21 protein-coding genes are annotated in these 21,144 nt (G+C 74.3%); 8 read left to right on the top strand and 13 right to left on the bottom strand.

Going from position 1 to position 21,144, the window contains the following annotated elements:
- Positions 1–54: 54 nt before the first annotated feature.
- Genes ACRB68_RS04780 through ACRB68_RS04770 form a run of 3 tightly spaced genes read left to right on the top strand, consistent with a single transcriptional unit; the run spans position 55 to position 4,249 of the window.
- Positions 55–747 carry a response regulator transcription factor gene (locus ACRB68_RS04780; RefSeq protein WP_153530987.1) on the top strand — a complete coding sequence of 231 codons (693 nt, stop codon included), beginning with the start codon at positions 55–57 and terminating at the stop codon, positions 745–747.
- Positions 748–756: 9 nt separating this feature from the next.
- The gene (locus ACRB68_RS04775) at positions 757–2,094 is read left to right on the top strand and encodes a sensor histidine kinase (protein WP_328593757.1); all 1,338 of its coding nucleotides are present in this window, start codon (positions 757–759) and stop codon (positions 2,092–2,094) included.
- 7 nt (positions 2,095–2,101) lie between these two features.
- Positions 2,102–4,249 (top strand): ATP-binding protein, encoded by a 2,148-nt coding sequence (locus ACRB68_RS04770; protein ID WP_328593756.1) that lies wholly within the window; start codon positions 2,102–2,104, stop codon positions 4,247–4,249.
- A 2-nt stretch (positions 4,250–4,251) separates the two neighbouring features.
- Here the strand turns inward: ACRB68_RS04770 and ACRB68_RS04765 are convergent, their stop codons facing one another.
- The 4 genes from ACRB68_RS04765 to ACRB68_RS04750 are packed head-to-tail and all read right to left on the bottom strand — an operon-like array spanning position 4,252 to position 7,078.
- On the bottom strand, positions 4,252–4,893 hold the full coding sequence (locus ACRB68_RS04765; RefSeq protein WP_153530986.1) for an SMI1/KNR4 family protein: 642 nt from the start codon (positions 4,891–4,893) through the stop codon (positions 4,252–4,254).
- An 8-nt stretch (positions 4,894–4,901) separates the two neighbouring features.
- Positions 4,902–5,837: an aldo/keto reductase gene (locus ACRB68_RS04760; RefSeq protein WP_235958733.1), complete on the bottom strand. Its 936-nt coding sequence runs from the start codon at positions 5,835–5,837 to the stop codon at positions 4,902–4,904.
- Between the two features lie 30 nt (positions 5,838–5,867).
- Positions 5,868–6,536, bottom strand: a complete 669-nt coding sequence (locus ACRB68_RS04755) for a formylglycine-generating enzyme family protein (protein WP_194293186.1) — start codon at positions 6,534–6,536, stop codon at positions 5,868–5,870.
- A 23-nt stretch (positions 6,537–6,559) separates the two neighbouring features.
- Entirely contained in the window at positions 6,560–7,078 is a 519-nt protein-coding gene (locus ACRB68_RS04750) for a cupin domain-containing protein (protein ID WP_153530985.1), read from the bottom strand.
- 316 nt (positions 7,079–7,394) lie between these two features.
- Between ACRB68_RS04750 and ACRB68_RS04745 the strand changes: the two genes are divergently transcribed.
- Positions 7,395–7,757: a hypothetical protein gene (locus ACRB68_RS04745; RefSeq protein ID WP_153530984.1), complete on the top strand. Its 363-nt coding sequence runs from the start codon at positions 7,395–7,397 to the stop codon at positions 7,755–7,757.
- Positions 7,758–8,141: 384 nt separating this feature from the next.
- Here the strand turns inward: ACRB68_RS04745 and ACRB68_RS04740 are convergent, their stop codons facing one another.
- Positions 8,142–8,702 (bottom strand): TetR/AcrR family transcriptional regulator, encoded by a 561-nt coding sequence (locus ACRB68_RS04740; RefSeq protein ID WP_328593755.1) that lies wholly within the window; start codon positions 8,700–8,702, stop codon positions 8,142–8,144.
- Between the two features lie 73 nt (positions 8,703–8,775).
- On the opposite strand from ACRB68_RS04740, the gene ACRB68_RS04735 reads away from it, so the two are divergent.
- Positions 8,776–10,164 carry an amidase gene (locus ACRB68_RS04735; RefSeq protein ID WP_153530982.1) on the top strand — a complete coding sequence of 463 codons (1,389 nt, stop codon included), beginning with the start codon at positions 8,776–8,778 and terminating at the stop codon, positions 10,162–10,164.
- On the opposite strand, the gene ACRB68_RS04730 is transcribed toward ACRB68_RS04735, so the two are convergent.
- From ACRB68_RS04730 to ACRB68_RS04705, 6 genes are read right to left on the bottom strand one after another with little or no spacing between them, the layout of a single operon-like run.
- The gene (locus ACRB68_RS04730) at positions 10,158–10,919 is read right to left on the bottom strand and encodes a glucose 1-dehydrogenase (RefSeq protein WP_153530981.1); all 762 of its coding nucleotides are present in this window, start codon (positions 10,917–10,919) and stop codon (positions 10,158–10,160) included. The genes ACRB68_RS04735 and ACRB68_RS04730 overlap by 7 nt on opposite strands.
- Positions 10,906–12,987 (bottom strand): acetate--CoA ligase family protein, encoded by a 2,082-nt coding sequence (locus ACRB68_RS04725; RefSeq protein WP_153530980.1) that lies wholly within the window; start codon positions 12,985–12,987, stop codon positions 10,906–10,908. Before ACRB68_RS04725 ends, ACRB68_RS04730 begins: the two co-directional genes overlap by 14 nt.
- Before the next feature lie 11 nt (positions 12,988–12,998).
- Entirely contained in the window at positions 12,999–14,570 is a 1,572-nt protein-coding gene (locus ACRB68_RS04720) for a class I adenylate-forming enzyme family protein (protein ID WP_328593754.1), read from the bottom strand.
- 10 nt (positions 14,571–14,580) lie between these two features.
- A complete protein-coding gene (locus ACRB68_RS04715) occupies positions 14,581–14,922 on the bottom strand; it encodes a VOC family protein (RefSeq protein WP_153530978.1) in 342 nt (113 codons plus the stop codon).
- Positions 14,919–15,320 (bottom strand): Zn-ribbon domain-containing OB-fold protein, encoded by a 402-nt coding sequence (locus ACRB68_RS04710; RefSeq protein ID WP_153530977.1) that lies wholly within the window; start codon positions 15,318–15,320, stop codon positions 14,919–14,921. The genes ACRB68_RS04715 and ACRB68_RS04710 overlap by 4 nt, the downstream gene beginning before the upstream one ends.
- A 43-nt stretch (positions 15,321–15,363) precedes the next feature.
- Positions 15,364–16,053 (bottom strand): endonuclease V, encoded by a 690-nt coding sequence (locus ACRB68_RS04705; protein ID WP_153530976.1) that lies wholly within the window; start codon positions 16,051–16,053, stop codon positions 15,364–15,366.
- 59 nt (positions 16,054–16,112) lie between these two features.
- Between ACRB68_RS04705 and ACRB68_RS04700 the strand changes: the two genes are divergently transcribed.
- Both ACRB68_RS04700 and ACRB68_RS04695 read left to right on the top strand, forming a co-directional pair.
- Positions 16,113–16,736: an isochorismatase family protein gene (locus ACRB68_RS04700; RefSeq protein ID WP_328593753.1), complete on the top strand. Its 624-nt coding sequence runs from the start codon at positions 16,113–16,115 to the stop codon at positions 16,734–16,736.
- On the top strand, positions 16,733–17,461 hold the full coding sequence (locus tag ACRB68_RS04695; RefSeq protein ID WP_153530975.1) for an SDR family NAD(P)-dependent oxidoreductase: 729 nt from the start codon (positions 16,733–16,735) through the stop codon (positions 17,459–17,461). The genes ACRB68_RS04700 and ACRB68_RS04695 overlap by 4 nt, the downstream gene beginning before the upstream one ends.
- 17 nt (positions 17,462–17,478) lie before the next feature.
- Here ACRB68_RS04695 and ACRB68_RS04690 read toward each other — a convergent pair whose 3' ends face one another.
- The gene (locus ACRB68_RS04690) at positions 17,479–18,645 is read right to left on the bottom strand and encodes a serine hydrolase domain-containing protein (protein ID WP_153530974.1); all 1,167 of its coding nucleotides are present in this window, start codon (positions 18,643–18,645) and stop codon (positions 17,479–17,481) included.
- A 38-nt stretch (positions 18,646–18,683) separates the two neighbouring features.
- Here ACRB68_RS04690 and ACRB68_RS04685 point away from each other — a divergent pair, with 38 nt between their 5' ends.
- A complete protein-coding gene (locus ACRB68_RS04685; RefSeq protein ID WP_153530973.1) occupies positions 18,684–19,595 on the top strand; it encodes a cyclase family protein in 912 nt (303 codons plus the stop codon).
- Between the two features lie 37 nt (positions 19,596–19,632).
- Here the strand turns inward: ACRB68_RS04685 and ACRB68_RS04680 are convergent, their stop codons facing one another.
- Positions 19,633–21,135, bottom strand: coding sequence for an AMP-binding protein (locus ACRB68_RS04680; RefSeq protein ID WP_153530972.1), 1,503 nt, complete (start codon positions 21,133–21,135; stop codon positions 19,633–19,635).
- Positions 21,136–21,144 lie beyond the last annotated feature (9 nt).

Raw genomic sequence — 21,144 nt, 5'->3', positions numbered from 1 at the left:
AGCAACACGCGACATCACGCGACGCGTCGGCACAAGGTGGCATACGGTGCGCTCATGGCGAGTGTTCTGGTGGTGGAGGACGACGCGCACCTGCGCACCGCCCTCATCCGCGGGCTGACCGCCCGCTCCCACGTGGTCCGCAGCGTCGGCACCGCGATGGACGCGCTGCGCGAGGTCGCCCAGGCCGCCCCCGACGTGGTGATCCTCGACCTCGGGCTGCCCGACCTGGACGGCGGCGCGGTGCTGAAGATGCTGCGCGGGGTGTCCGACGTGCCGGTCATCATCGCCACCGCCCGCGACGACGAGCCCGAGATCGTCCGGCTGCTCAACGCCGGCGCCGACGACTACCTGGTCAAGCCGTTCTCGGCCGAGCACCTGAGCGCCCGGATGGCGGCGGTACTGCGCCGCGCCGCCCGCTCGGGGCCCGCCGCCGAGCTGCGCGTCGGCGGCCTGCACATCGACCTGGACCGGCGCGAGGCCGCGCTCGACGGCGCCGCGCTGGAGCTCACCCGCCGCGAGTTCGACCTGCTGGCCTACCTGGCCGCGCGGCCGGGGCGGGTGGTGGCGCGCCGCGAGCTGCTGGCCGAGGTGTGGCGGCAGGCCTACGGCGACGACCAGACCATCGACGTGCACCTGTCGTGGCTGCGCCGCAAGCTCGGCGAGACCGCCGCGTCCCCCCGCTACCTGCACACCGTGCGCGGGGTGGGGGTGCGGCTGGCCGACCCGCGCGCCGAGCCCCGGACCTGAGGCGCGGACGTGCGGCGCACCTTCGTGCTGGTGTCGCTGGCCGTCACCTCGATGGTCGCGCTCGCCTTCCTCATCCCGCTCGGCCTCACCGTCCGCGAGATCGCCCGCGACCGCGCGCTCACCGCCGCCGAGCGGCAGGCGAGCGCGCTCGGCCCGCTGCTGGCGGTCACCGAGGACCCGGCCACGCTGGAACGCGCCGTCGCCGGCACCCCGGCGGGCGCCGCGCACCGGATGGCGGTGCACCTGCCGGACGGCTCGACGGTCGCCGGGGAGGCGTCCCGCGCCGGACCGGGACGGCTCACCGAGGCGGTGCGGCGCGGCCGGTCCCTCACCGTCCCCGTCGCCGGCGGGTACGCGCTGCTCCAGCCGGTCGCGCTGGACGCGGGCCGGACCGCGGTGGTGGAGGTCGGCCTGCCCGGCGCGGAGCTGACGCACGGGGTGTGGAAGGCGTGGCTGGTGATGACGGCCGTCGCCGCCGCCCTGGTGGCCGGGTCGGTCGCGGTCGCCGACCGGCTCGGCGCCCGGATGATCCGCTCCACCCGCCGGCTCGCCGCCGCCTCGGCGGCGTTCGGCGACGGCGACCTCGGCGTCCGGCTGGAACCCGACGGGCCGCCCGAGCTGATCGAGGCGGGCCTGGCGTTCAACGCGATGGCCGACCACGTCGTGCAGCTCCTCGCGGCCGAGCGGGAGATGGCCGCCGACCTGTCGCACCGGCTGCGCACCCCGCTCGCCGCGCTGCGGCTGAACGCCGAGGCGCTCGGCGAGGGCCCCGAGGCCGAGCAGACCCGCGCGGCGGTGGACCGGCTGGAACGCGAGATCGACCAGATCATCCGGGCCGTCCGCAAGCCGGCCGGGCGCGGCGGCTGCGACGCCGCCAAGGTGCTGCGCGAGCGGGTCGGGTTCTGGAGGGTGCTGGCCGAGGACGAGGGCCGCTCCTGCGAGCTCATCGGCGCCGGCCGCCCCGCGCCGCTGCCGCTGCCCGCCGGCGAGCTCGCCGCCGCCGTCGACGCGCTGCTCGGCAACGTGTTCCGGCACACCGCCGAGGGCACCGGCTTCGCCGTCACCCTGCACCAGGGGCAGGGCGTGACCGGCATCCTCGTCGCCGACGGCGGGCCCGGCATCGACGACCCGGACGCGGCGCTGCAGCGCGGCCGCAGCGGCGGCGGCTCCACCGGCCTCGGCCTGGACATCGCCCGCCGCGCCGCCGAGGCCACCGGCGGGTACCTGCGCATCCACCGGTCGGTGCTCGGCGGCGCGCAGATCCAGATGTGGTTCCGTACCCGGTACCTGCCGCCGACACGGCGGCGTTCACGCAGGCTGGTCCGCCGCCGTGATTCTCGGGTATGACTGCCGGGTGACCCCCCGTCCCGCGGCCCCCCGCGGCAACCTGCCCGCCGAGATCAGCCGGTTCGTCGGCCGCCGCGCCGAGCTGGCCGAGGCGCGCCGCATCCTCGGCCGCGGCCGGCTGCTCACGCTGACCGGGCCGGGCGGCGTCGGCAAGACCCGGCTCGCGCTGCGCCTCGCCGCCGAGCTCACCGAGCCCGACGGGGCGTGGCTGGTGGAGCTGGCGGCGCTGCACGACCCCGCGCTGCTGCCGCACGCCGTCGCCGCCGCGCTGCGGCTGCCCGGCGGCGACGCGGCGGCGCTCACCGCGCACCTGGCGTCGCGCGGCCCGCTGCTGGTGCTGGACAACGCCGAGCACCTGCTGGACGCGTGCGCCGAGCTCACCGGGACGCTGCTGCGCGCCGCGCCCGCGCTGCGCGTGGTCGTCACCAGCCGCGAGCCGCTGAACATGCCCGGCGAGCACGTCCTGCCGGTCGGCCCGCTGCCGGTGTCCGGATCGGAGGCCGGGCCCGACGCGCTGGCGCTGTTCGCCGACCGTGCCGCCGCCGCCCGGCCCGGCTTCGCCATGGACGACGCCGGGCGCCGCCTCGCCGCCCGCCTGGTGCGGCGGCTGGACGGCGTCCCGCTGGCGATCGAGCTGGCCGCGGTGCGGCTGCGCACGATGTCGCTGGAGAACCTCCTGGCGGGCCTGGACGACCGGTTCGCGCTGCTCGGCCTGCCGCGCGACCGGGGCGGCCGGCACGAGACGATGCGGGCGGCCGTCGCGTGGAGCCACCGCCTGTGCGGGCCGGACGAGCGGCTGCTGTGGGCGCGGCTGTCGGTGTTCGCCGGATCGTTCGACCTCGCCGCCGCCGAGGCGGTGTGCGGGGAGGGCCTGGAGGTGTTCGACACCCTCGCCCGCCTGGTCGACAAGTCCGTCGTGCTGGCCGAGCAGGGGGAGGGCGGCGTCCGCTACCGGATGCTGGGCACCCTGCGCGACTACGGCGCCGAACTGCTCACCGAGGACCTGCGGCCACGCCACCTGGCCTGGTTCCGCGGCCTGGCCACCGGCCTGGTGGACGCGCACGACGACCTGCGCGCCGCACTGGAGTACGCCGTGGACACCGACCCGGACACCGCGCTCGACATGGCCGCCTCACTGTGGATGCACTGGACATCGCAGGGACTGCTGCGCGAGGGCCTGCACTGGCTGAACCGCGTACTGCCGCCGGGCGGCGAACCGTCACTGGCACGAGCGCGCGCGCTAGGCACCCGCTGCCTACTGGCGCTGCTACAGAATGAGCCGGCCATAGCGCGCGCGCAGGAGACAGAGCTGTGGGAAATGGCCGAACGCCTGCCGGACGACGTCGTCCTGGCCCACGCCCATCAAGCCGCCGGGCAGATCCGCTTCTTCACCGACGACCCGGCCGGCGCGCTCCCGCACCTTGAGAAGGCCGTCAAACTGCACCAGGGCCAGGACGAGGCCCTCGGCCTGCTCTGCCTCCTCCAGCTGTCGGCGGCCCGGACCCTCACCGGCGACCCCGACACCGGTTACGAGCACGCCGAGGAGTGCCGCCGGCTGTGCGCCGAACACGGCGACGAGTGGCTGGGGTCGTACGCGGTCTGGATGCGCGGCTTCGCCCGCTACACCTGGGGCGACGCCGACGGCGCGGCCGAGGACGCCCGCGCGTGCCTGGCCGCCAAGCGCCGCCTCGGCGACCGGCTCGGCATCGTGTTGAGCGCCGACCTGCTCGCCGCGTGCGCCCTCGCCCTCGGCGAACCGGCGGACGCGGTGCGGCTGCTGACCGTCACCGAACCGCTGTGGCGCGACCTCGGCGACCCCTGCGGCCTCGATCTACGCGGCCCGGCCCTCGAAGCGGCCCGCGCCGCCCTCGGCGAAACGGAATTCGCCCGGGAGGCCGCAGCGGCCGCCGCCGTCACCCTCGGCGACATCTGCGGCGACCGCACCGCCCACCCCGAGACCCTCACCCGCCGCGAACAGGAGGTCGCCCGCCTCGTCGCGAGCGGCCTCACCAACCGCGCCGTCGCCATGCGGCTCGGCATAGCCAAACGCACGGTGGACGCGCACATCGAGCACATCTTCGCCAAACTGGGCGTCAACGACCGCACCCGCCTGGCCGACTTCCTGGACGACCCCGACGACGACCTGCTCCTCTGACCTCACCGCCGCACCGGCCGCCACGGCACCGTCCTGGGGCCTTCCTCGCCGGTGACCTGGATCGTGTCCATAGCGGGGTGCCCCCACATCAGCCGGTCCATCGCCACTCCGGGGACGACCCACTCTTTGGTCAGCGGCCCTGTCCCGGACTCGAGCGCTTCGGCGAGAGCGGCTATATGTCCGGCCAGGGTCCGGCCCTGCGGCGGCGGCACCGTACCGGGCGCGGTGCCGTCGTACAGGGCGAAATCGTCGAGCATGCCGCCGGGGTCGGCGGCCAGGCCGCTTTCGGGCTTGGCGGAGTAGTCGTTGACGGCGACCGGCACCCAGCCCCGCCACCATTCCGCACCGAGACCGCCGGACCCGCGGACGGCGCGGACGCCGTCGACCGACAGCAGATGCAGCCCGGCCAGGATCAACCCAGGGTCGTTTTCCTCCAGGTATTCCTCGGCGTGCCATTCCTCGACGGTGCCGTCGCAGACTTCCAGAAGCGCCCGGTGATCGGGATGCAGCGGCCCTCCCAGATGCTCCTCCAACCTACCGATGCGGCCGGGGTCGGCACCGGGACGAAGGCGCGCATACGACAGGGGAGCGTTGCTGCTCAGCCACGCGGCGACGCGCGCCCAGTCGTCCTGGATCCGGTTCATGAGAGGCCTCAGGGGAGCGGGGCGCCGCGGGCGGTGATCCACAGGTCGTACCACTCCTGGTGGGACAGGTCGGGCTCGCGGCGGACGGCGTCGCGGCAGGCGCGGATGAGCTCGGGGCGGGTGCTGCCGACGATGGGGGCGATCCGGGCCGGGTGGCGCTGCAGCCACCACAGCACGATCGTCTCGGGCGTGGTGTCCTTCTGCGCGGCCAGGGCCGCGACGAGCCGGGCGGTGGCGTGCTCGGCCTGGGTCTCCTGGCGGCCGGTGAACCGGCCCTGGGCCAGCGCGCCCCAGGCCTGCAGGGTGATCCCGTTGGCCTGGCAGTACTCGACCGTCCCGAGCGGGAAGCCGGTCGCCGCCGCCTCGGGGGTGTTCACCAGGACGCCGGCCTCGACCCAGCCCCGCCGGTGCAGGCTCATCTCCAGCTGGTCGACCGTGAGCGGGAGGGACAGCCGCTCCTGCAGGTGCGCGATCTGCTCGGCGCTCATGTTCGAGACGCCGAACCGCCGCACCAGGCCCTGCCGGTACAGCGAGGTGAGGGCCCCGGCGATGTCCTCGGGGTCGGCGAGCGGGTCGGGCCGGTGCAGCAGCAGCACGTCGATCACGTCGGTGCCGAGCCGGTCCAGGCTCTCCTGGACACGGCGCAGGATGCTCGCGCCCCGCAGGTCGTAGGTGCCGGGACGGTCGCCGTCGGCCAGGCGGATGCCGCACTTGGTCTGCAGCACGATGCGCTCGCGCAGCCCCCGCGCCCGGGACAGGACCTCGCCGAAGACGGCCTCGGCCTTGCCGTGCCGGTAGATGTCGGCGTGGTCGAACACGGTGATCCCGCTGTCCAGCGCCGCCTCGACCGCCGCCTCGGCCCGCGCGACGTCGGCCGCCCCGTAGGGCTCGGTGTCCCAGGTCCCGCCGAGGCCCATGCATCCGTACAGCAACCTGACCGACAAGCCGACCGCCTTCCGTGATGTCCTAGCCGATCACATCCCATTCCCGGGCGGGGGTGAAACCCCGCGGGCCGGCCGGAAGCCGAGGTCGTCGATGTGGAAGGCCGGGTGGCTCTTGCGGCGGGCCGACGCCTGGCACCCCCAGGAGCGGTCGTGCGCGCCGCCGCCCCGGAACACCCGGTAGGGGCCGTAGACGCGGGGGTCGTACAGGTCCCAGCACCACTCCCACACGTTGCCGATCATGTCGTGGAGGCCCCACGCGTTCGGCTCCCGGGTCGCGACGGGCTGCACCGCGCCGCCGGAGTTCCCGCGGTACCAGGCGATCTCGGCGAGCTCCCCGTAGCGGACGCCGTCGTCCCCGGCCCGGCAGGCGTGCTCCCACTCGGCCTCGGTCGGCAGCCGGTAGCCGTCGGCATCCCCATCGCAGGCCACATCCAGTGCGTCGGGATCGTCGCCCAACGTGTAACAGGGGGTGAGCCCCGCCGCCTGCGAGAGCAGGTTGCAGAACCGGACGGCGTCCTTCCAGGAGACGTCGGTCACCGGCGTCCGCGGCCCGGCCGGTGCGCCGGGCGCCTCGCCCGCGACGGCCTCGTACAACTCGCGGGTCACCGGATGCGGCGCCAGCAGAAAGGCGTCGACCCGGACGGTCTCGCCACGCAGGACAATTTTCCCCGCAGGGATCTCGGTCAGCTCCAGGCTCATCGCAGCATGATCATAAGGGCCCGTCAGCTCCCCGGGGGCGGCGTCAGCCCGTACCGCTCGATGAGGCCGGGCAGCCAGTCCGGCCGGCCGAGCCGGAGCCCGTAACGCTCGGCGAGGGCGGGCAGCACCTCCGGCGGGGGCGGCTCCCCGGCGGCCAGCAGGTCGGCCACCTCGCGGAAGAACTCCTCGAAGCCGGCCGGGCTGATGATCTCGATCATCCGGGCCGGCCGGTCGCCGGCGTTCCACATGGTGTGCAGCTCGCCGCGCGGCTTGGTGATGTACCCGCCGGCGCCGAGGACGACCTCCCGGTCGCCGGAGCGGAAGCCGATCTCCCCCTCGGTGACGACGGAGTACTCGTCCTCGCGGGTGTGCAGGTGCGGCGGCACCAGCGCCCCGACCGGGAACGGGTGCTCGACCACGGCCACCGCGCCGCCGGTGTCGTGCCCCCACAGCTTGAACTCCACGCCGATCGAGCCGAGATCGCCCGTGCGCCCCTCGCCCGGCGGTATGACCGTCAGCGGGGGCGGGATGGTCAGCGCCATGTCGCCTCCTCCGGTGCGGCGGTGGTGCCGGCACCGTCGTCGTCCGCATCGCCTCCCTCCAGGGTCGCACAAACCCTCCTATATGCACACAAACAGGGCATGCGACGATGCCGGCACGGAAGAGCCCTCCCTTGTCCCCTCTTCGGCCGGCCGCAGAAACCTTTCCCCGTCGATCACCGAAGCGTAAGGATCTACGCCCCATTTGCCGTTCGGGGGGAATTTACTGCCGAGGCGCTGGGAAATTCGGAAAAGCGGGAGTCGTAGAAGATCTCCCGGCGTTGCGCAGAGCATTGCGCGGTCTTTTGAAGGAGAAAGCATGCGTACGAGTGTTCGCACCGGGGTCGCCCTTTCCGTCTCGGGGCTGGCCGTGAGCGGCTTCGCCCTGCTGGGCGGCCCGGCCGAGGCGTCCGCCGCCCGGACCGCCACGGCCTCCGCGGCCACGACGACCGCCGCGGCCGGTGCGACCGAGGCCGGCCGGATCTGCCGCTACAAGGTGCGGGGCCGCCACGGCGCCCGGGTCTACCGCTGGCCCGGCGGGCGGGTCGTCGGCCATCTGCATCGCGGCAAGGTCGTGTACGCCAGGTGCCACGGGAGCCACGGCTGGAACCAGTTGTTCGGCAAGGTGCGGCACCGGCTCCGCTACAAGTTCGTCCACCAGTCGCGCCTGGTGCGTTTCTGACACGCCCGGCCCGCTGAATCAAGGGCAGGATGAAAACGAGGAGGCCGCCAAGGATCGGCGGCCTCCTTTTCGTTGCCTATTTTGTTTTCGACCGGGCATCCCGTTGGAGGCGCGCCCGGCCTGGGGTCGGGGCCTCCCGCGTCACCACAGGTGGAGCGGGGAAGGAATAACTCTTCCTCAGCCGTTCCATAAGCGAGGGTTAAAGGGATTCCCGGCAGGGCGGGGCGGCCCTAACGTTTTCGGTGTCAGCACTTGGACACGACGGCGGAGGTAACCGGCTGGAGAGTTGAGCGAAGGTCGATGAGGTTCCCATGAGACCGACGACCGGCCCGTACGGCTCCGCAACCCCGCTCTGGAGCCGTGCGGGCCGGTCGTCGTTTCGCGTCAGGGGCGCTCGACGGCGCCGTGCAGGAGGAGGCGGAAGGCGTCGGCGGTGCCGGTGGCGGAGGTGTCACCGGTGGCCAGGCGCCGCACGGCCAGGCCGTAGAGCATCGCGACGACGGCCGGGGCGTGCCGCTCGGGGTCGGGGATCTCCATGGCGGTGAGGATGGAGGTGGCGAGGCGGTCGTAGGCGGCGACCGAGCGGACCGAGGCGTCGCGGACGCCCGGGTCGCGGGCGGCGTGCAGGTGCAGTTCCAGGTTGGCGATCTGCTCGGGGCCGTAGGCGAACTCGACGATGGCCTTCTCGACCTCGTCGGCGGCCTGCGCCGGGTCGATGCCGGCCTCGGCCAGCCGGGCGACGCGGGCGGTGATCCGGTCGATCTCGGCGTCGACGAAGGTCTGCAGCGCCTCGCGCAGCAGGTCGGTCTGGCTCGGGAAGTGGTAGGTCAGCGAGCCGAGCGAGACGCCGGCGGCCCGGGCCACCGCGCGGTTGGTCACGGCGCCGAGCCCCTGCTCGCCGATCAGGCGCAGGGCGGCCTGCAGGATGCGGTCGCGGGGTGTCACGAAGGGCAGTCTTCCCTAGATCACGCCGAGTGGTTATCGTTCGTTCGAACGAACGATACGGGATGAGGCGGGCATGGTGGACGAACTGGGCTTGGTGGAGCAGGCGCGCGCGCTGGCCGCGGGCGAGCTCACGTCGAAGGAGCTGGTGGAGCGGTCGCTGGCCCGCATCGCCGAGCGGGAGTCGCTCGGCGCGTTCCGCGTGGTGCGCGCCGACGCCGCGCGCGCCGAGGCGCAGGAGGCCGACCGGCGGCTGGCGGCGGGCGAGCGGCTGCCGCTGCTCGGCGTCCCGGTGGCCATCAAGGACGACACCGACATCGCCGGCGAGACCACCCCGTTCGCGGTGCCGGGCGACCACGAGCCCGCGGCCGCCGACGCCGAGCAGGTGCGCCGGCTGCGGGCGGCGGGCGCGGTGATCGTGGGCAAGACCACCACGTGCGAGGTGGGGCTCTGGCCGTTCAGCGAGTCGCCCGGGTTCGGGATCGCGCGCAACCCGTGGAACCCCGACCACACCCCGGGCGGGTCGAGCGGCGGGTCGGCGGCGGCGGTCGCCGCCGGGATGGTCGCGGCGGCCGTCGGCTCGGACGGCGCGGGCTCCATCCGCATCCCCGCCGCCTGGACGGGCCTGGTCGGCATCAAGCCGCAGCGCGGCCGCGTCTCCGGCTACCCGATCACCGACCCGTTCCACGGGATCACGGTGTGGGGGCCGCTCGCGCGCAGCGTCGAGGACGCCGCGCTTCTGCTGGACGTGCTGAGCGGTAGCCATCCCGAGGACGCCTACCAGCTGGACCCGCCCGCCACGCCGTTCGTGGAGGCCGCCCGCACCGAGCCCGGCCGGCTGCGCGTCGCGGTCTCCTACAAGACCGCGTTCGGGGTGAGCGGGAGGCTCGACCCCGAGATCCGGCGCGCGGTGGAGCGGCTGGCGCGGCGGCTGACGAGCCTCGGCCACAAGGTCTTCCCCGCCGACCCCGACTACGGCCTGGTCGGTCTCGGGCTCGTCCCGCGCGGCACGGCGGGCGCGGCCGAGCGGCTGGACGCGATGCCGAACCCGCGGCCCGAGGCGCGGACCGCGGTCGAGGCGAAGATCGGGCGGACCGTCGGCAGGCGCCTGCTGCCGCTCGCCCGGCGGATGGACCCCTACCTGCGGCACCGGGTCGGCCGGATCTTCCAGGTCGCCGACGTGGTGCTGACGCCGACGACCGCGCGGCTCCCGCTGAAGGTGGGCGCGTTCGACGGCGCCGGCTACCAGAGGACCCAGTCCGGCTCCGCCGCCGCCTGCCCCTACGCGTGGACGTGGAACGTCCTCGGCTGGCCCGGCGTCAACGTGCCCGCCGGGTTCAGCGAGTCGGGCCTGCCGATCGGCGCCCAGCTGCTCGGCCACGACTCCGACGAGGCCACGCTGATCTCGCTGGCCGCGCAGCTGGAGAAGGCCGAGGGCTGGACCGGGCGGCGGCCGCCTCAGTAACCGGCGCCGGTGAGCATGCCGCCGTCGACCAGGACCTCGCTGCCGGTGCAGTAGCTGGAGTCGTCCGAGGCCAGGAACGCGACCAGGCCCGTCACCTCGCGGGTCTTGCCCATCCGGCCGAGGGGCAGCGCCTTCATGAACGCGTCGGCGCTGTCGGCGGTGGCCGCCACGACGTCCTCCTGCAGCGACATCGAGGTCAGCACGCCGCCCGGGTGGATCGAGTTGACCCGGATGCCGTAGGGGCCGAGCTCGCGCGCGGCGGCCTTGGTCAGCCCCCGCACGCCGAACTTGCTGGCGCTGTAGGCGGCGAGGCCGGACGCGCCGATGAACCCCTCGGTGGACGACACGTTGACGATCGAGCCCCCGCCCGCCGCGCGCAGGGCGGGGGTGACGGTCTTCACGCCGAGCCACTGGCCGATCAGGTTCACCTCGATGACCCGGCGGCACTCGTCCAGCGTCATCTCCTCGATGGTCTTGTGCCGGATGATCCCGGCGTTGTTGACCAGGACGTGCAGCGCGCCGAACGCCTCCACGGCGGTGTCCACGGCGCGCTGCCAGTCGGCGGGGTCGGTGACGTCCATCCGGACGAACCGGACGTCGTCCCCGAGGTCGGCGGCGAGCTTGCCGCCCTCCTCCTCCAGCACGTCGCCGAAGACGACCTTGGCGCCCTCGGCCACGAACCGCCGCACGTGCGCCTTGCCCATGCCCCGCGCGCCGCCGGTGATCAGCGCCACTTTGCCGTCAAGCTGTCCCATCAACGCTCCCTGAGATGTGCGATGCGTGCCGTTTGCCCGCCGCCACCGCGACCGCGGCGGCCTCCATGCCCCGGTAGACCGGCACGCCGGCCTCGCGGGCCACGGCCCGGACGGCGTCCTCCACCCCCGGCGGCGCGCACTCGGCGTTGCGGACCACGAGGGTGATCCGAGTGCCGGGCAGTTCCGCCTGCAGCGCGCCGACGCTGCGGGCGTAGGCCAGCAGCGGCTCGGCGCTGTCGCCGAAGGTGAAGAAGCTCTGCACGTTGACGTGCGCGATGACGTCCGGGAAGGGGCGTTCGGCGAGGATCGCCGTCACCGCGTGCCGGACGAGGTCGGGATTGCCGCGCGGCCCGACCGGGATCTCCAGCGGGTTGGCCAGCGAGCTGCCCGCGCCGAGCCCGAGGCCGCGCAGCGCGTCGCGGGCGGCGTCCGGCAGCGGCGCGAGCGCGAGGCCGGCGCCGTCGAACACGTCGGCGGCGAGCACGCTGGCGCCGCCGGACGGGCCGATGACCAGCACCTCCGGGGTGCCGGGGGCGGGACGGGCGCCGTGCAGGTCGAACAGGTCCAGCACGCCGATGAGGTCGTCCTGGCCGCGCACGAGCGCGACGCCGGTCTGCGCGGCGAGCGCGGGCCAGATCCGGGCGTCGCCGACCATGCCGCCGGTGTGCGAGGCCGCCGCCTTGCGGCCCTGCCCGCTGCGCCCGCCGACGAGCGCGACGACGGGCTTGGCGGTCTCCCGCAGCGCCTCGAACAGGCCGCGCCCGTCGCGCGGATCCTCCAGGTAGAGGCCGATCGCGCTGGTGCCGGGGTCGCCGGCGAGGTACCGCAGCAGCTCGGCGGGCGTCACGTCGGCGCTGTTGCCGACCGTGGCGACCTTGGCGAACGCCAGGCCGCGCCGCTCACCGACCTTGATCACCTCGCCGGCCAGGCCGCCGCTCTGCGAGACCACCGAGATCCGGCCGGGCCGGCCCGGGGCGCCGCCGATGAACGTCTGGCCGCCGGCGGGGGAGTAGACGCCCATGCAGTTGGGGCCGAGCAGCCGCACGCCCGCCTCGGCGGCGGCGGCGAGCAGCTCCTCTTCCAGATCGGGGTTCCCCATCTCGCGGAAGCCGCCGCTCATCACCTGGACGAACGGGACGCCGCGTGCCTGCCGGACCACGTCCGGGCACTGCGCCGCGGGCACCGCGACGAGCGCGTAGTCGACGCCGGCCTCGGCGAGCGAGGGCACGCAGGGGACGCCGTCGATCTCGGCCGCGGTGGGGTGCACTGCGACGAGCCGCCCGGCGAAGCCCGCCGCCTTGTAGAAGCCGAGGAACATGTTGCCGAAGTTCGGCTTCTTGGCGGACGCGCCGACGACCGCGACGCCGCGCGGCGCGAACAGCGGACCGAAGTCCGTCGCGGGCGGGGCCGCGGAAACAGCGGCGGGGGCGTCCGCGTCGATGCGGCGGGCGTCCACCGCGATCACCCCGGACGGCCCGCAGATCACCGGGTTCAGCTCGAACTCGCCGAACCCCTCGCCGAGGGACTCCACCGCCGAGCCGACCGCGAGGAGCAGCTTGACCAGGGCGTCCTTGTCGACGGGAGGCCGCCCGCGCAAGCCGTCCAGCAGCGCCTTGCCGCGCAGCTCGTCCAGCATGGCGCGGGCGTCGGCCTCGGTGACCGGCAGCAGCCGCAGCGCGGTGTCGTGCAGCGCCTCGGTCCACACGCCGCCGAGCCCGGCGAGCAGCACCGGCCCGAACACCGGGTCGCGGACCGCGCCGACGATCATCTCCACGCCCGGCTCGGCCTGCTCCTCCACCAGGAACCCGGCCGGCTCGATGCCCTGCGCGGCGAGGGCGCCCAGCATCTCGGCGGCGGCCGCGCCCGGTGAGCCGACGTTCAGGCGCACCGCCCCCGCGTCGCTCTTGTGGACGAGCCCCGGCCCGTACGCCTTGACCACCAGCGGCGGGGTCAGCCCGCCGGCGGCGGCCTCGAGTTCGGCGGGCGTGCGGGCGGTCGCGCCGCGCGGCACGGCGACGCCGAAGCCGCCGATCCACGCCTTGGCCTCGTGTTCGGGAATCGCGTTCATCGGCTCCCCGCTCAGACGCGGTCGGCGTACCGGTCGCGGATGCCGCGCCGCAGCAGCTTGCCGGGGCCGCCGGAGGCGTCCTCGGTGTGCGGCAGCGCGTCCGCGACGACGACCGCGTCGGGCACCTGGTGGCCGGGCAGCCGGGCCGCGAGCGCGGCCCTGACCCGCTCGGGGTCCAGGTCCGCGCCGGACCGGGCGACGACCGCGAGCAGGATCCTCTGCTCCACCGCGTCCTGGCCCTCGGGGTGCGCGGGGACGCCGACCGCGCCCGCCTCCGCCACGCCCTCGACCTCGATCGCGGCCTCCTCGACCTGGACCGGCTGCGTCCACTGGCCGCCCTTGAGGATGGCGTCCTCGCGGCGGCCGAGCACGTACAGGAAGCCGTCCGCGTCCATCCGGCCGAGGTCGCCGCCGACGTACCACCCGTCGCGCAGCACGTCGGCGGTCTTGTCCGGCAGCCCGTCGTAGCCGGCCATCACGTTCGGGCCGGTCAGGTTGATCTCGCCGACCTCGCCGACGACCCGCGCGCCGTCCGGGTCGGTGATCCGCACCGCGCACGACATCCGGGCCCGGCCGACCGAGGAGATCTCCTGGCTGCCGTCGTCCTGGCGGCCGAAGCAGGTGTAGGGCGCCTCGGTCTGCCCGTAGTAGCTGTAGATCGCCGCGCCGGGCAGCCGCTTCATGATGCGCTCGCGCAGACCGGGCAGCAGCGGCTCGCCGCCGAGCACGATCACCTTCAGCGACGACAGGTCGGCGTTCTCGTGGTCGTCGGAGCCGAGCAGCGCGGCGAAGAAGCTCGGGATCAGGCTGACGTGGGTGACCTTCTCGCGCGGGACGACCGTCAGGAAGTTGGCCGGGCCCCAGTCCTGCTCCAGCACCAGCGTCATCCCGGCGTAGAAGGCCGGGCCGACCAGGGCGGGGAAGCCGATGCCCCAGATGATCGCGCCGGTGCCCATCACCGAGTCCTGGTCGCGGTCGACGTCCAGCCAGATCTGCGCGACCGCGAGCGAGCTGGCGTGGGTGTGCATGACGGCCTTCGGCAGGCCGGTCGTGCCGGAGGTGTAGTACAGCGCGAGCAGGTCGTCGCCGAACCCGCCGAGCGGCGGCTCGTCCTCGCTCGCGTCCGCGGCGAGCGCGTCCAGGTCGACGGTGTCCGGGGCGGCGCCGCCGACGCGCAGCCACAGCTCGACCTCCGGCAGCGCCGGGCGGATCTCCTCGACCAGCTTCTCCACCGTCGCGTCGTAGACGAACGCGGTGCAGCGGGACTGCTCGACCACCTGGCGCAGCGTGTCGGCCGGCCAGTAGGGGTTGAGCGCGGCGACCGTCGAGCCGATCTTCATCTGGGCGAGGTAGACCTCGGCGACGTGCAGCGTCTCGTTCATCAGCGACGCGACCCGGGCGCCGGGCGCGACCCCGGCCGCCAGCAGCGCGTGCGCGACCCGGTTGACCTTCCGGTTCAGTTCGTCGTAGGTGAAGCTCTGGTCGCCGCAGTAGGTCAGCGCCACCTTGCCGGGGGTGCGCAGCGCGTTCGCGGTGAGGATGGCGTAGGCGTAGTTGCTGAAGGGGGAGTTCTCTCGCGCCACCACGGGCTCCTTATTTACCGGAGTACAACACAAAGACGTTCCCCGCCGGGTCGCGCAGGACGGCGCGGACCTCGTGCGGGCCTTCCTCGGGAGCGCGCACGACCTCGGCGCCCGCCGCGGTGAGCGGGCCGATCATGGCGGCGACGTCGTCGACCTTGAACGACGCGGCGGGGACGCCGCCGGTGACGTCCTCGGCGGGCCCGGCGATGGCGAGGGTGGTGCCGCCGCCGTCCAGCGCGGCGAACCGGTCGCCGTCCTCGAACTTGACGGTGAGGCCGAGGGCGTCGCGGTAGAAGCGGACGGCCTCGCCCACGTCCTTGGCGCCGTAGAGGACGTTGCCGATTCGCGTCATGGTGCGGGCCTCCAGTGGGGCAGCGGGCCGAAGCCGTCGAGTTCGGTGAAGTGCACCCGGACCGGCATGCCGATCCGCACCTGCTCGGGCGGGCAGCCGGTCACGTCCCCGAACACGCGCGCGCCCTCGGGCAGGTCGACCCAGGCGACGACGTAGGGGGGCGTGAACCCGGGCAGGAACGCGCGGTGCACGACGCTGAAGGTGTGGACCACCCCGTCCCCGCCGACCCTTTCGTATGGCAGCTCGGCAGAACCACAGAAAGGGCAGGCAGGGGCGGGGAAGTGCACGAACCGCCCGCAGTCGCCGCACCGCTGGAGTGCCAGTTCACCGCGCCCGCAGGCGGCCCAGTAGGGCGCGGTCAGCGGGTTCGGCACGGGGACGGGGCGCGGGTGGTCCATCGCGAGCCAACCTAGCGCACGCTTGGTTGGCGGACAAGGGTCCCTACGGGCGGGCGAGCGCGTCCCGCGAGAGCCGGTCGGCGCGGCGCGTCGTCTCGGGCAGCCGGTACGCCGGGGCGAGCGCGAGGGTGTGCCGGCAGGCGGTGTCCAGGTCGATCCGGTGCCCGGCCGAGACGAACACCGGCTTCACGCCGTCCCGCGTGCGCAGCGCGCGGCCGACCGTCTCGCCGTCGTGGACGAGCGGGCTCGTGTCGCCGCGCCGGTCGCCGGGCGGCTCGCAGGAGCCGACGAACGCGGTCTTGCCCACCCCGAACGTCGGCAGCCCGGTGAGGACGCCGAGGTGGCAGGCCAGGCCGAAGCGGCGCGGGTGCGCGACGCCGTAGCCGTCGCAGACCAGCAGGTCGGGCGTGACGGTCAGCGCGCGCAGCGCCTCGACGAGCGCGGGCAGCTCGCGGAACGCGAACAGGCCCGGCACGTAGGGGAACGCGGTGGTGCCGGTGACGACCGACTCCTCGACGACGTCCAGCGTGCGGGCGTCCAGCACCACGACGGCCGCGGCGAGCCGGGCGCCGGTGCCGGCGCCGTCGCCCGCGTAGGAGACGTCCAGCCCGGCGACGGTGCCCGGGTCCTGCGGGCCGGGGCCGGCCAGGTCGAGCAGCGGGCGCAGTTCGTCCTGGATCGCCGCGGCCTCGGCGGGCGTGGCCGGCCACGGGTGCAGATCGGGTACCTCCATGCACCGGGACGCTACCGGTACAACTACCCAAGCAATCGCTAGGTCGATACTGTGGGCGGGTGGCTATCGATCTCGCCGAGCTGGCGGCCCCCGGGCACACCGCGCTGCTGGTCATGGAGATGCAGCGGGGCGTGGCGGGCGATCTCGCCAGATTCCCCGACCTGGTGCAGACCTGCGCCGAGCGCGGCGTGGTGGCGAACGCGGCCCGCGCGGCGGACGCCGCCCGCGCCGCCGGGGTGCCGGTCGTGCAGTGCACGGCCGCGTTCCGCGCCGACCGCGCCGGCTCGCACACCGGCAACTGCGCGTTCATCAAGGTCCTGCTGAAGGACCCCGGGCACATGCTGGAGGGGACCGGGGCGGTGGAGGTGCTGCCCGAACTGTCGGACCCCTCCGACCTGGAGTCCCGCCGCTACCACGGGTTCTCGCCGTTCACCGGGACGTCCCTGGACCAGACGCTGCGCTCGCTCGGCGTCCGCACCGTCGTCGCGGTGGGCCTGTCGCTGAACCTCGGCATCCCGGGCCTCTGCCTGGAGGCGGTGAACCTCGGCTACCGGGCCGTGGTGCTCACCGACGCCGTCGCCGGGACGCCCGCCGAGTACGGCGACGCCGTGATGGCCAACACCATCGGCCTGCTCGCCGCCCGCACGACGAGCACCGCCCTCGCCGAAGCCTGGAGGTCATGACCGTGGACGGAACGAGCCTGGCGGGCCGCACCGCCGTCGTCACCGGCGGCGCGGGCGGCATCGGCCGCGCGATCTGCGCCGACCTGGCCGCGCTCGGCGCCCGCGTCGTCGTCGCCGACCTCGACCTGGACGCCGCCAAGGAGGCGGGCGACGCCGCCTACCGGGTCGACCTCACCGATCCCGGCGACATCGACCGGTTCGTCGCCGAGGTCGGGCCGGTGGACGTGCTCGTGCACAACGCGGGCGTCAGCATCGTCGAGCCGTTCACCGAGAGCGACCCGGCGCACTGGGACCTGATGTGGAAGGTCAACCTGCGCGCGCCGATGCAGCTCACCAGGGGCCTGCTGCCCGGCATGACCGAACGCGGCTGGGGCCGGCTGGTCTTCGTCTCCTCCGACGGCGCGCGCGCCGGGTCGGGCGGCGAGGGCGCTTACGCCGCCACCAAGGCGGGGCTGTTCGGCCTCGCCAAGACCCTCGCCCGCGAGGCCGCCCGGGGCGGCGTCACCAGCAACGTGGTGTGCCCCGGGCCGACCGACACCCCGATGGTCCGGGCGGTCGCCGAGCGGCATCCGGGACTGCTGGACAAGCTCGCCAAACAGATCCCGCTGCGCCGCATCGGCCGCCCGGACGACATCGCCGGGCTCGTCGCCTTCCTCTGCACCGACCGCGCCGGGTACATCACCGGGCAGACGGTCTCGGTCAGCGGCGGCATCACGATGCAGTGAAGCCGAACACGGGGAGATCACAGGGACGCGTACGCCGCCTCGGTCAGCCGGTAGGCGCGCAGGTCGCCCGAGAGCTGGTCGCCCATCCGGTTCGGCAGGTAGGCGACCGCCAGGCCCGCCTCGGCGTCGCCGAGACCGATCGAGCCGCCCGCGCCGGTGTGCCCGAACGCCGTCTCCCGGGCCGCCTTCGGGGTGAAGAACGTCATCGACGGGCGCATGTAGCCGAGGCCGAAGGCGGTGTCGATCAGCATCGTGCGGTCCGGGCCGCTCACCCGCGTCGCGATGCCCGCCTGCAAAGTCTCGGGGCGCAGGATGCGGCCCGCGATCAGGTCCCGGTAGAACGCGCCGAACGCGGACGCCGTCGTCATCATCCCGGCGGACGGCCAGCCGGCCCGCAGCACCACCGGGTTGTTGTAGCCGCCCTTGCCCGGGTGCGGGTTGTTCACCGCCCGGTTCAGCGGGCTCTGCGGGTCGAGGTAGGCGTTCGCCAGGCGCTCCAGGACGTTGTCGTCGGGCACCGCGCGGGGCGCGTCGCCGCCGCCCTCGGCCTTCCGGCCGGCGGTGAGCTTGGCGGCGCGCTCGATCACCTCGTCCGGCGCGCCGATCCACAGGTCCAGGTCGCCGGTGAACTCGCGCTTGACGAACTCGCCGACCGGCAGTCCCGTGTTCCGGCGGACGATCTCCCCGGCGAGCCAGCCGTAGGTCAGCGCCTGGTAGCCGTGCGCGGTGCCGGGCTCCCACTCGGGGGCCTGCGCGGCGAGCTCGTCCGCGCGGGCGGCGGTGTCGGCGGCCTCCTCGGCGGTCACCGGCCGCGCGAACGCCGGCAGGCCGGACTGGTGCGACAGCAGGTGCGCCGCCGTCGTGCCCTCCTTGCCGTTCTGCCCGTACTCGGGCCACCAGTCGGTGACCGGGCCGTCGACCTCGTAGACGCCGCGCTCGGCGAGCAGCAGCGCGGCGGTCGCGGTGACCGCCTTGGTGCAGGAGAACCCGAAGCAGGGGGTGCCCGCGGCCCACTCGCGGCCGGTGCGGCGGTCGGCGACGCCGCCCCACAGGTCCACGACCTTGCGGTCCCCGGCGTAGACGGCGACGGCGGCGCCCACCTCGCGGCCCTCGGCGAAGTTCTGCTCGAAGACGTCCCTGACGGCCGTGAACGCGGGGTCGCAGTGTCCCTGGACGGTACTCATGGGCGGGATCCTCTCCACTGAAGGGTACAAACCGAATCATGCTCGACGAATCGAACAACTGGGGACGCTGGGGTGCCGGCGACGAACGCGGCGCCCTCAACCTGCTCACCCCCGAGACGGTGCTCGCCGCCGCCGGGTGCGTGCGCGAGGGCCGCGTCCTCGGCCTGTCGCTGCCGATCCGGGGCGCCACGTCCTCGCCCGCCCCGACGACCGTCCCGCACCTGCGCGGGCGCCCGCTGCCGCAGCACTTCATGTCGGTGGACGGCGGCGACTACGCGGCCGGGACGCGGGCGATCGGCGCGGGCCTGAAGATGGCCGACGACGCCCTGGTGGTGACGCCGCACGGCACCACCACCCACATGGACGCGCTCTGCCACATGTGGTCCGGCGACGAGCTGTACAACGGCCATCCCGCCGACCGCGTCCGCTCCTATGGCGCGGGCCGCTGCGGCATCGACAAGGCGGGGCCGGTCGTCGCGCGCGGGGTGCTGTTCGACATCCCCAGGCTGCGCGGCGTCCCGCACCTGGCCGCCACCGACCGGATCGGGCCCGCCGACCTGGAGGGCTGCGGAGTGCAGGTGCGGCCCGGCGACGTCGCCGTCGTCCGCACCGGCTGGCCGCTCGCCTGGCAGGACGGCCCGGACGCCTACTGGGCCGGCCAGCCGGGCCTGTCGGCCGACGCCGGCCGCTGGCTCGCCGAGCGCGACGTGTGCGTGGTGGCGAGCGACAACGCCGCGATCGGCGGCCTCAACGACCGCCAGCTCGCCGACGAGGGCCTCGCCGACGACCTGCACATGATCCTGCTGTGGCGGCACGGCATCCACCTGGTCGAGATGCTCTGGCTGGAGGAACTCGCCGAAAGCGGGCGGACCGACTTCCTGTTCGTCGTCGCGCCGCTGCGCATCGAGGGCGGCACCGCCAGCCCCGTCACCCCCGTCGCGGTGCTGTAGCCGGAAGGGGGCGGGCCGCCCCGCCCCCTTCCGCGCGTCAGGAACCGGGGTAGGCGCCGCCGCCGAAGCGCTCGTCGAGGGCGTCGTAGTCGGGGGTGTAGCCGCGCTTGGGGATGGCGTCGGTGAACTCCACCTCGCGCGGCTTCTTGTAGGAGGCGATCTCCGCGCGGACGTGCTCGATGATCTCCTCGGCGGTCGCCGTCGTCCCGTCCTTCAGGACCACGACCGCCTTCGGGGACTGGCCGAACCGCTCGTCGGGGACGCCGATGACGGCGGCGTCGGCGACGGCCGGGTGCGTCTTCAGCGCCCGCTCGACCTCGGCCGGGTAGATGTTCTCGTTCGCCGACTTGATCATGCGCAGCTTCGGGCCGATGAAGGTGAGCGTGCCGTCGGCCTCGCGGCGGCCGAGGTCGCCGGTGTGGTGCCAGCCCCCGGCGGACTTGGCCGCGTTCAGCTCGGGCCGGTTCCAGTACCCGGAGAAGACGCTGTGGCCGCGCGCGCAGATCTCGCCGACCTCGCCTGGCGCGACCTCGGCGCCGTCGGCGTCCAGGATGCGCACGTGCACGAGGGGGGAGGGGCGGCCCGCGTAGCCCGCGCCGCCCATGCCGAGGCCGAGGAAGGTCAGCATGCCGCCGACCTCGGTCTGCCCGTAGCCGCCCATCTTGGACGCGCACCACGGGCTGTCGTCCACGGTGATCATCGCGTCCCACTCGGGGGAGTGCGAGACGAAGCGCAGCGACGACAGGTCGTAGGACCCGTCCTTGTTCGCCTCCACCAGGCCGTCGATCATCGGGCCGAACAGGAACGCCTGGGTGCACTTCTCGGCGTCGATCAGCCGGCACACCTCGGCCGGCTCGTACGCCGGGGTGAACACGATCTTGCCGCCGAGCTGGAAGGTGGCGAGCGTGAACATCATCGTGCCGACGTGGAACAGCGGCCCGCAGGCCAGGAAGGCGAAGCCGTCCTCCATCTGCCGGATGTGCAGCAGCGCCATGCTGTGCGCGATCAGCGCCGAGTGGCTGAGCAGCGCCGCGTTCGGGCGCCCGTCGAACGCCGCGGTGTAGAGCGCGAGGACGGGCGCGTCGTCGCCGACCTCGGCGGCCGGCTCATCGGCCTCGGCGGGCAGGTACGCCTCGTACTCCTCGCCCGACCGCACCCAGCGGGCGTCCAGGGACACCTGGCCGCGTGCTTTCTCGACCGCCTCCGACTCCTCCCACACCACGACCTTCGGCGTCAGGTCGGTGAGGACGTGGGCGAGCTCGTCGGCGCTCTGCCGCCAGTTGGCCGGGCAGCAGACCGCGCCGAGGCGGGCGGCGGCGAGCAGCAGCTCCAGCACCCGGAACGAGTTCTGCCCGAGCCAGAGCACCCGCTCGCCCGGCCCGACGCCGTCGGCGGCGAGGGCGGCCGCCAGGCGGTTCACCCGGGCGTCCAGCTCCGGGTAGGTCAGCCGGACGTCGCCGTCCACGACGGCGGTGCCGAGCGGGCGGCCGCGCCGGTGCTCGCCGAGCACGTCCCCGAGAGTGAGCCGGTGTACGGACATCGCGCCTCC

Source organism: Actinomadura macrotermitis (genome assembly GCF_009604375.1).
GTDB classification, from domain to species: domain Bacteria; phylum Actinomycetota; class Actinomycetes; order Streptosporangiales; family Streptosporangiaceae; genus Spirillospora; species Spirillospora macrotermitis.
The sequence above is the reverse complement of the archived record's forward strand: the minus strand, read 5'-3'. Positions and strand labels throughout refer to the sequence as shown.

Coding starts and splice junctions, on each gene's coding strand:
- ACRB68_RS04705 (WP_153530976.1), bottom strand. CDS start 16,053: ATGGAGGTACCCGATCTGCACCCGTGGCCGGCCACGCCCGCCGAGGCC.
- ACRB68_RS04715 (WP_153530978.1), bottom strand. CDS start 14,922: ATGACGCGAATCGGCAACGTCCTCTACGGCGCCAAGGACGTGGGCGAG.
- ACRB68_RS04680 (WP_153530972.1), bottom strand. CDS start 21,135: ATGTCCGTACACCGGCTCACTCTCGGGGACGTGCTCGGCGAGCACCGG.
- ACRB68_RS04710 (WP_153530977.1), bottom strand. CDS start 15,320: ATGGACCACCCGCGCCCCGTCCCCGTGCCGAACCCGCTGACCGCGCCC.
- ACRB68_RS04695 (WP_153530975.1), top strand. CDS start 16,733: ATGACCGTGGACGGAACGAGCCTGGCGGGCCGCACCGCCGTCGTCACC.
- ACRB68_RS04755 (WP_194293186.1), bottom strand. CDS start 6,536: ATGAGCCTGGAGCTGACCGAGATCCCTGCGGGGAAAATTGTCCTGCGT.
- ACRB68_RS04725 (WP_153530980.1), bottom strand. CDS start 12,987: ATGAACGCGATTCCCGAACACGAGGCCAAGGCGTGGATCGGCGGCTTC.
- ACRB68_RS04730 (WP_153530981.1), bottom strand. CDS start 10,919: ATGGGACAGCTTGACGGCAAAGTGGCGCTGATCACCGGCGGCGCGCGG.
- ACRB68_RS04735 (WP_153530982.1), top strand. CDS start 8,776: ATGGTGGACGAACTGGGCTTGGTGGAGCAGGCGCGCGCGCTGGCCGCG.
- ACRB68_RS04780 (WP_153530987.1), top strand. CDS start 55: ATGGCGAGTGTTCTGGTGGTGGAGGACGACGCGCACCTGCGCACCGCC.
- ACRB68_RS04690 (WP_153530974.1), bottom strand. CDS start 18,645: ATGAGTACCGTCCAGGGACACTGCGACCCCGCGTTCACGGCCGTCAGG.
- ACRB68_RS04750 (WP_153530985.1), bottom strand. CDS start 7,078: ATGGCGCTGACCATCCCGCCCCCGCTGACGGTCATACCGCCGGGCGAG.
- ACRB68_RS04685 (WP_153530973.1), top strand. CDS start 18,684: ATGCTCGACGAATCGAACAACTGGGGACGCTGGGGTGCCGGCGACGAA.
- ACRB68_RS04765 (WP_153530986.1), bottom strand. CDS start 4,893: ATGAACCGGATCCAGGACGACTGGGCGCGCGTCGCCGCGTGGCTGAGC.
- ACRB68_RS04745 (WP_153530984.1), top strand. CDS start 7,395: ATGCGTACGAGTGTTCGCACCGGGGTCGCCCTTTCCGTCTCGGGGCTG.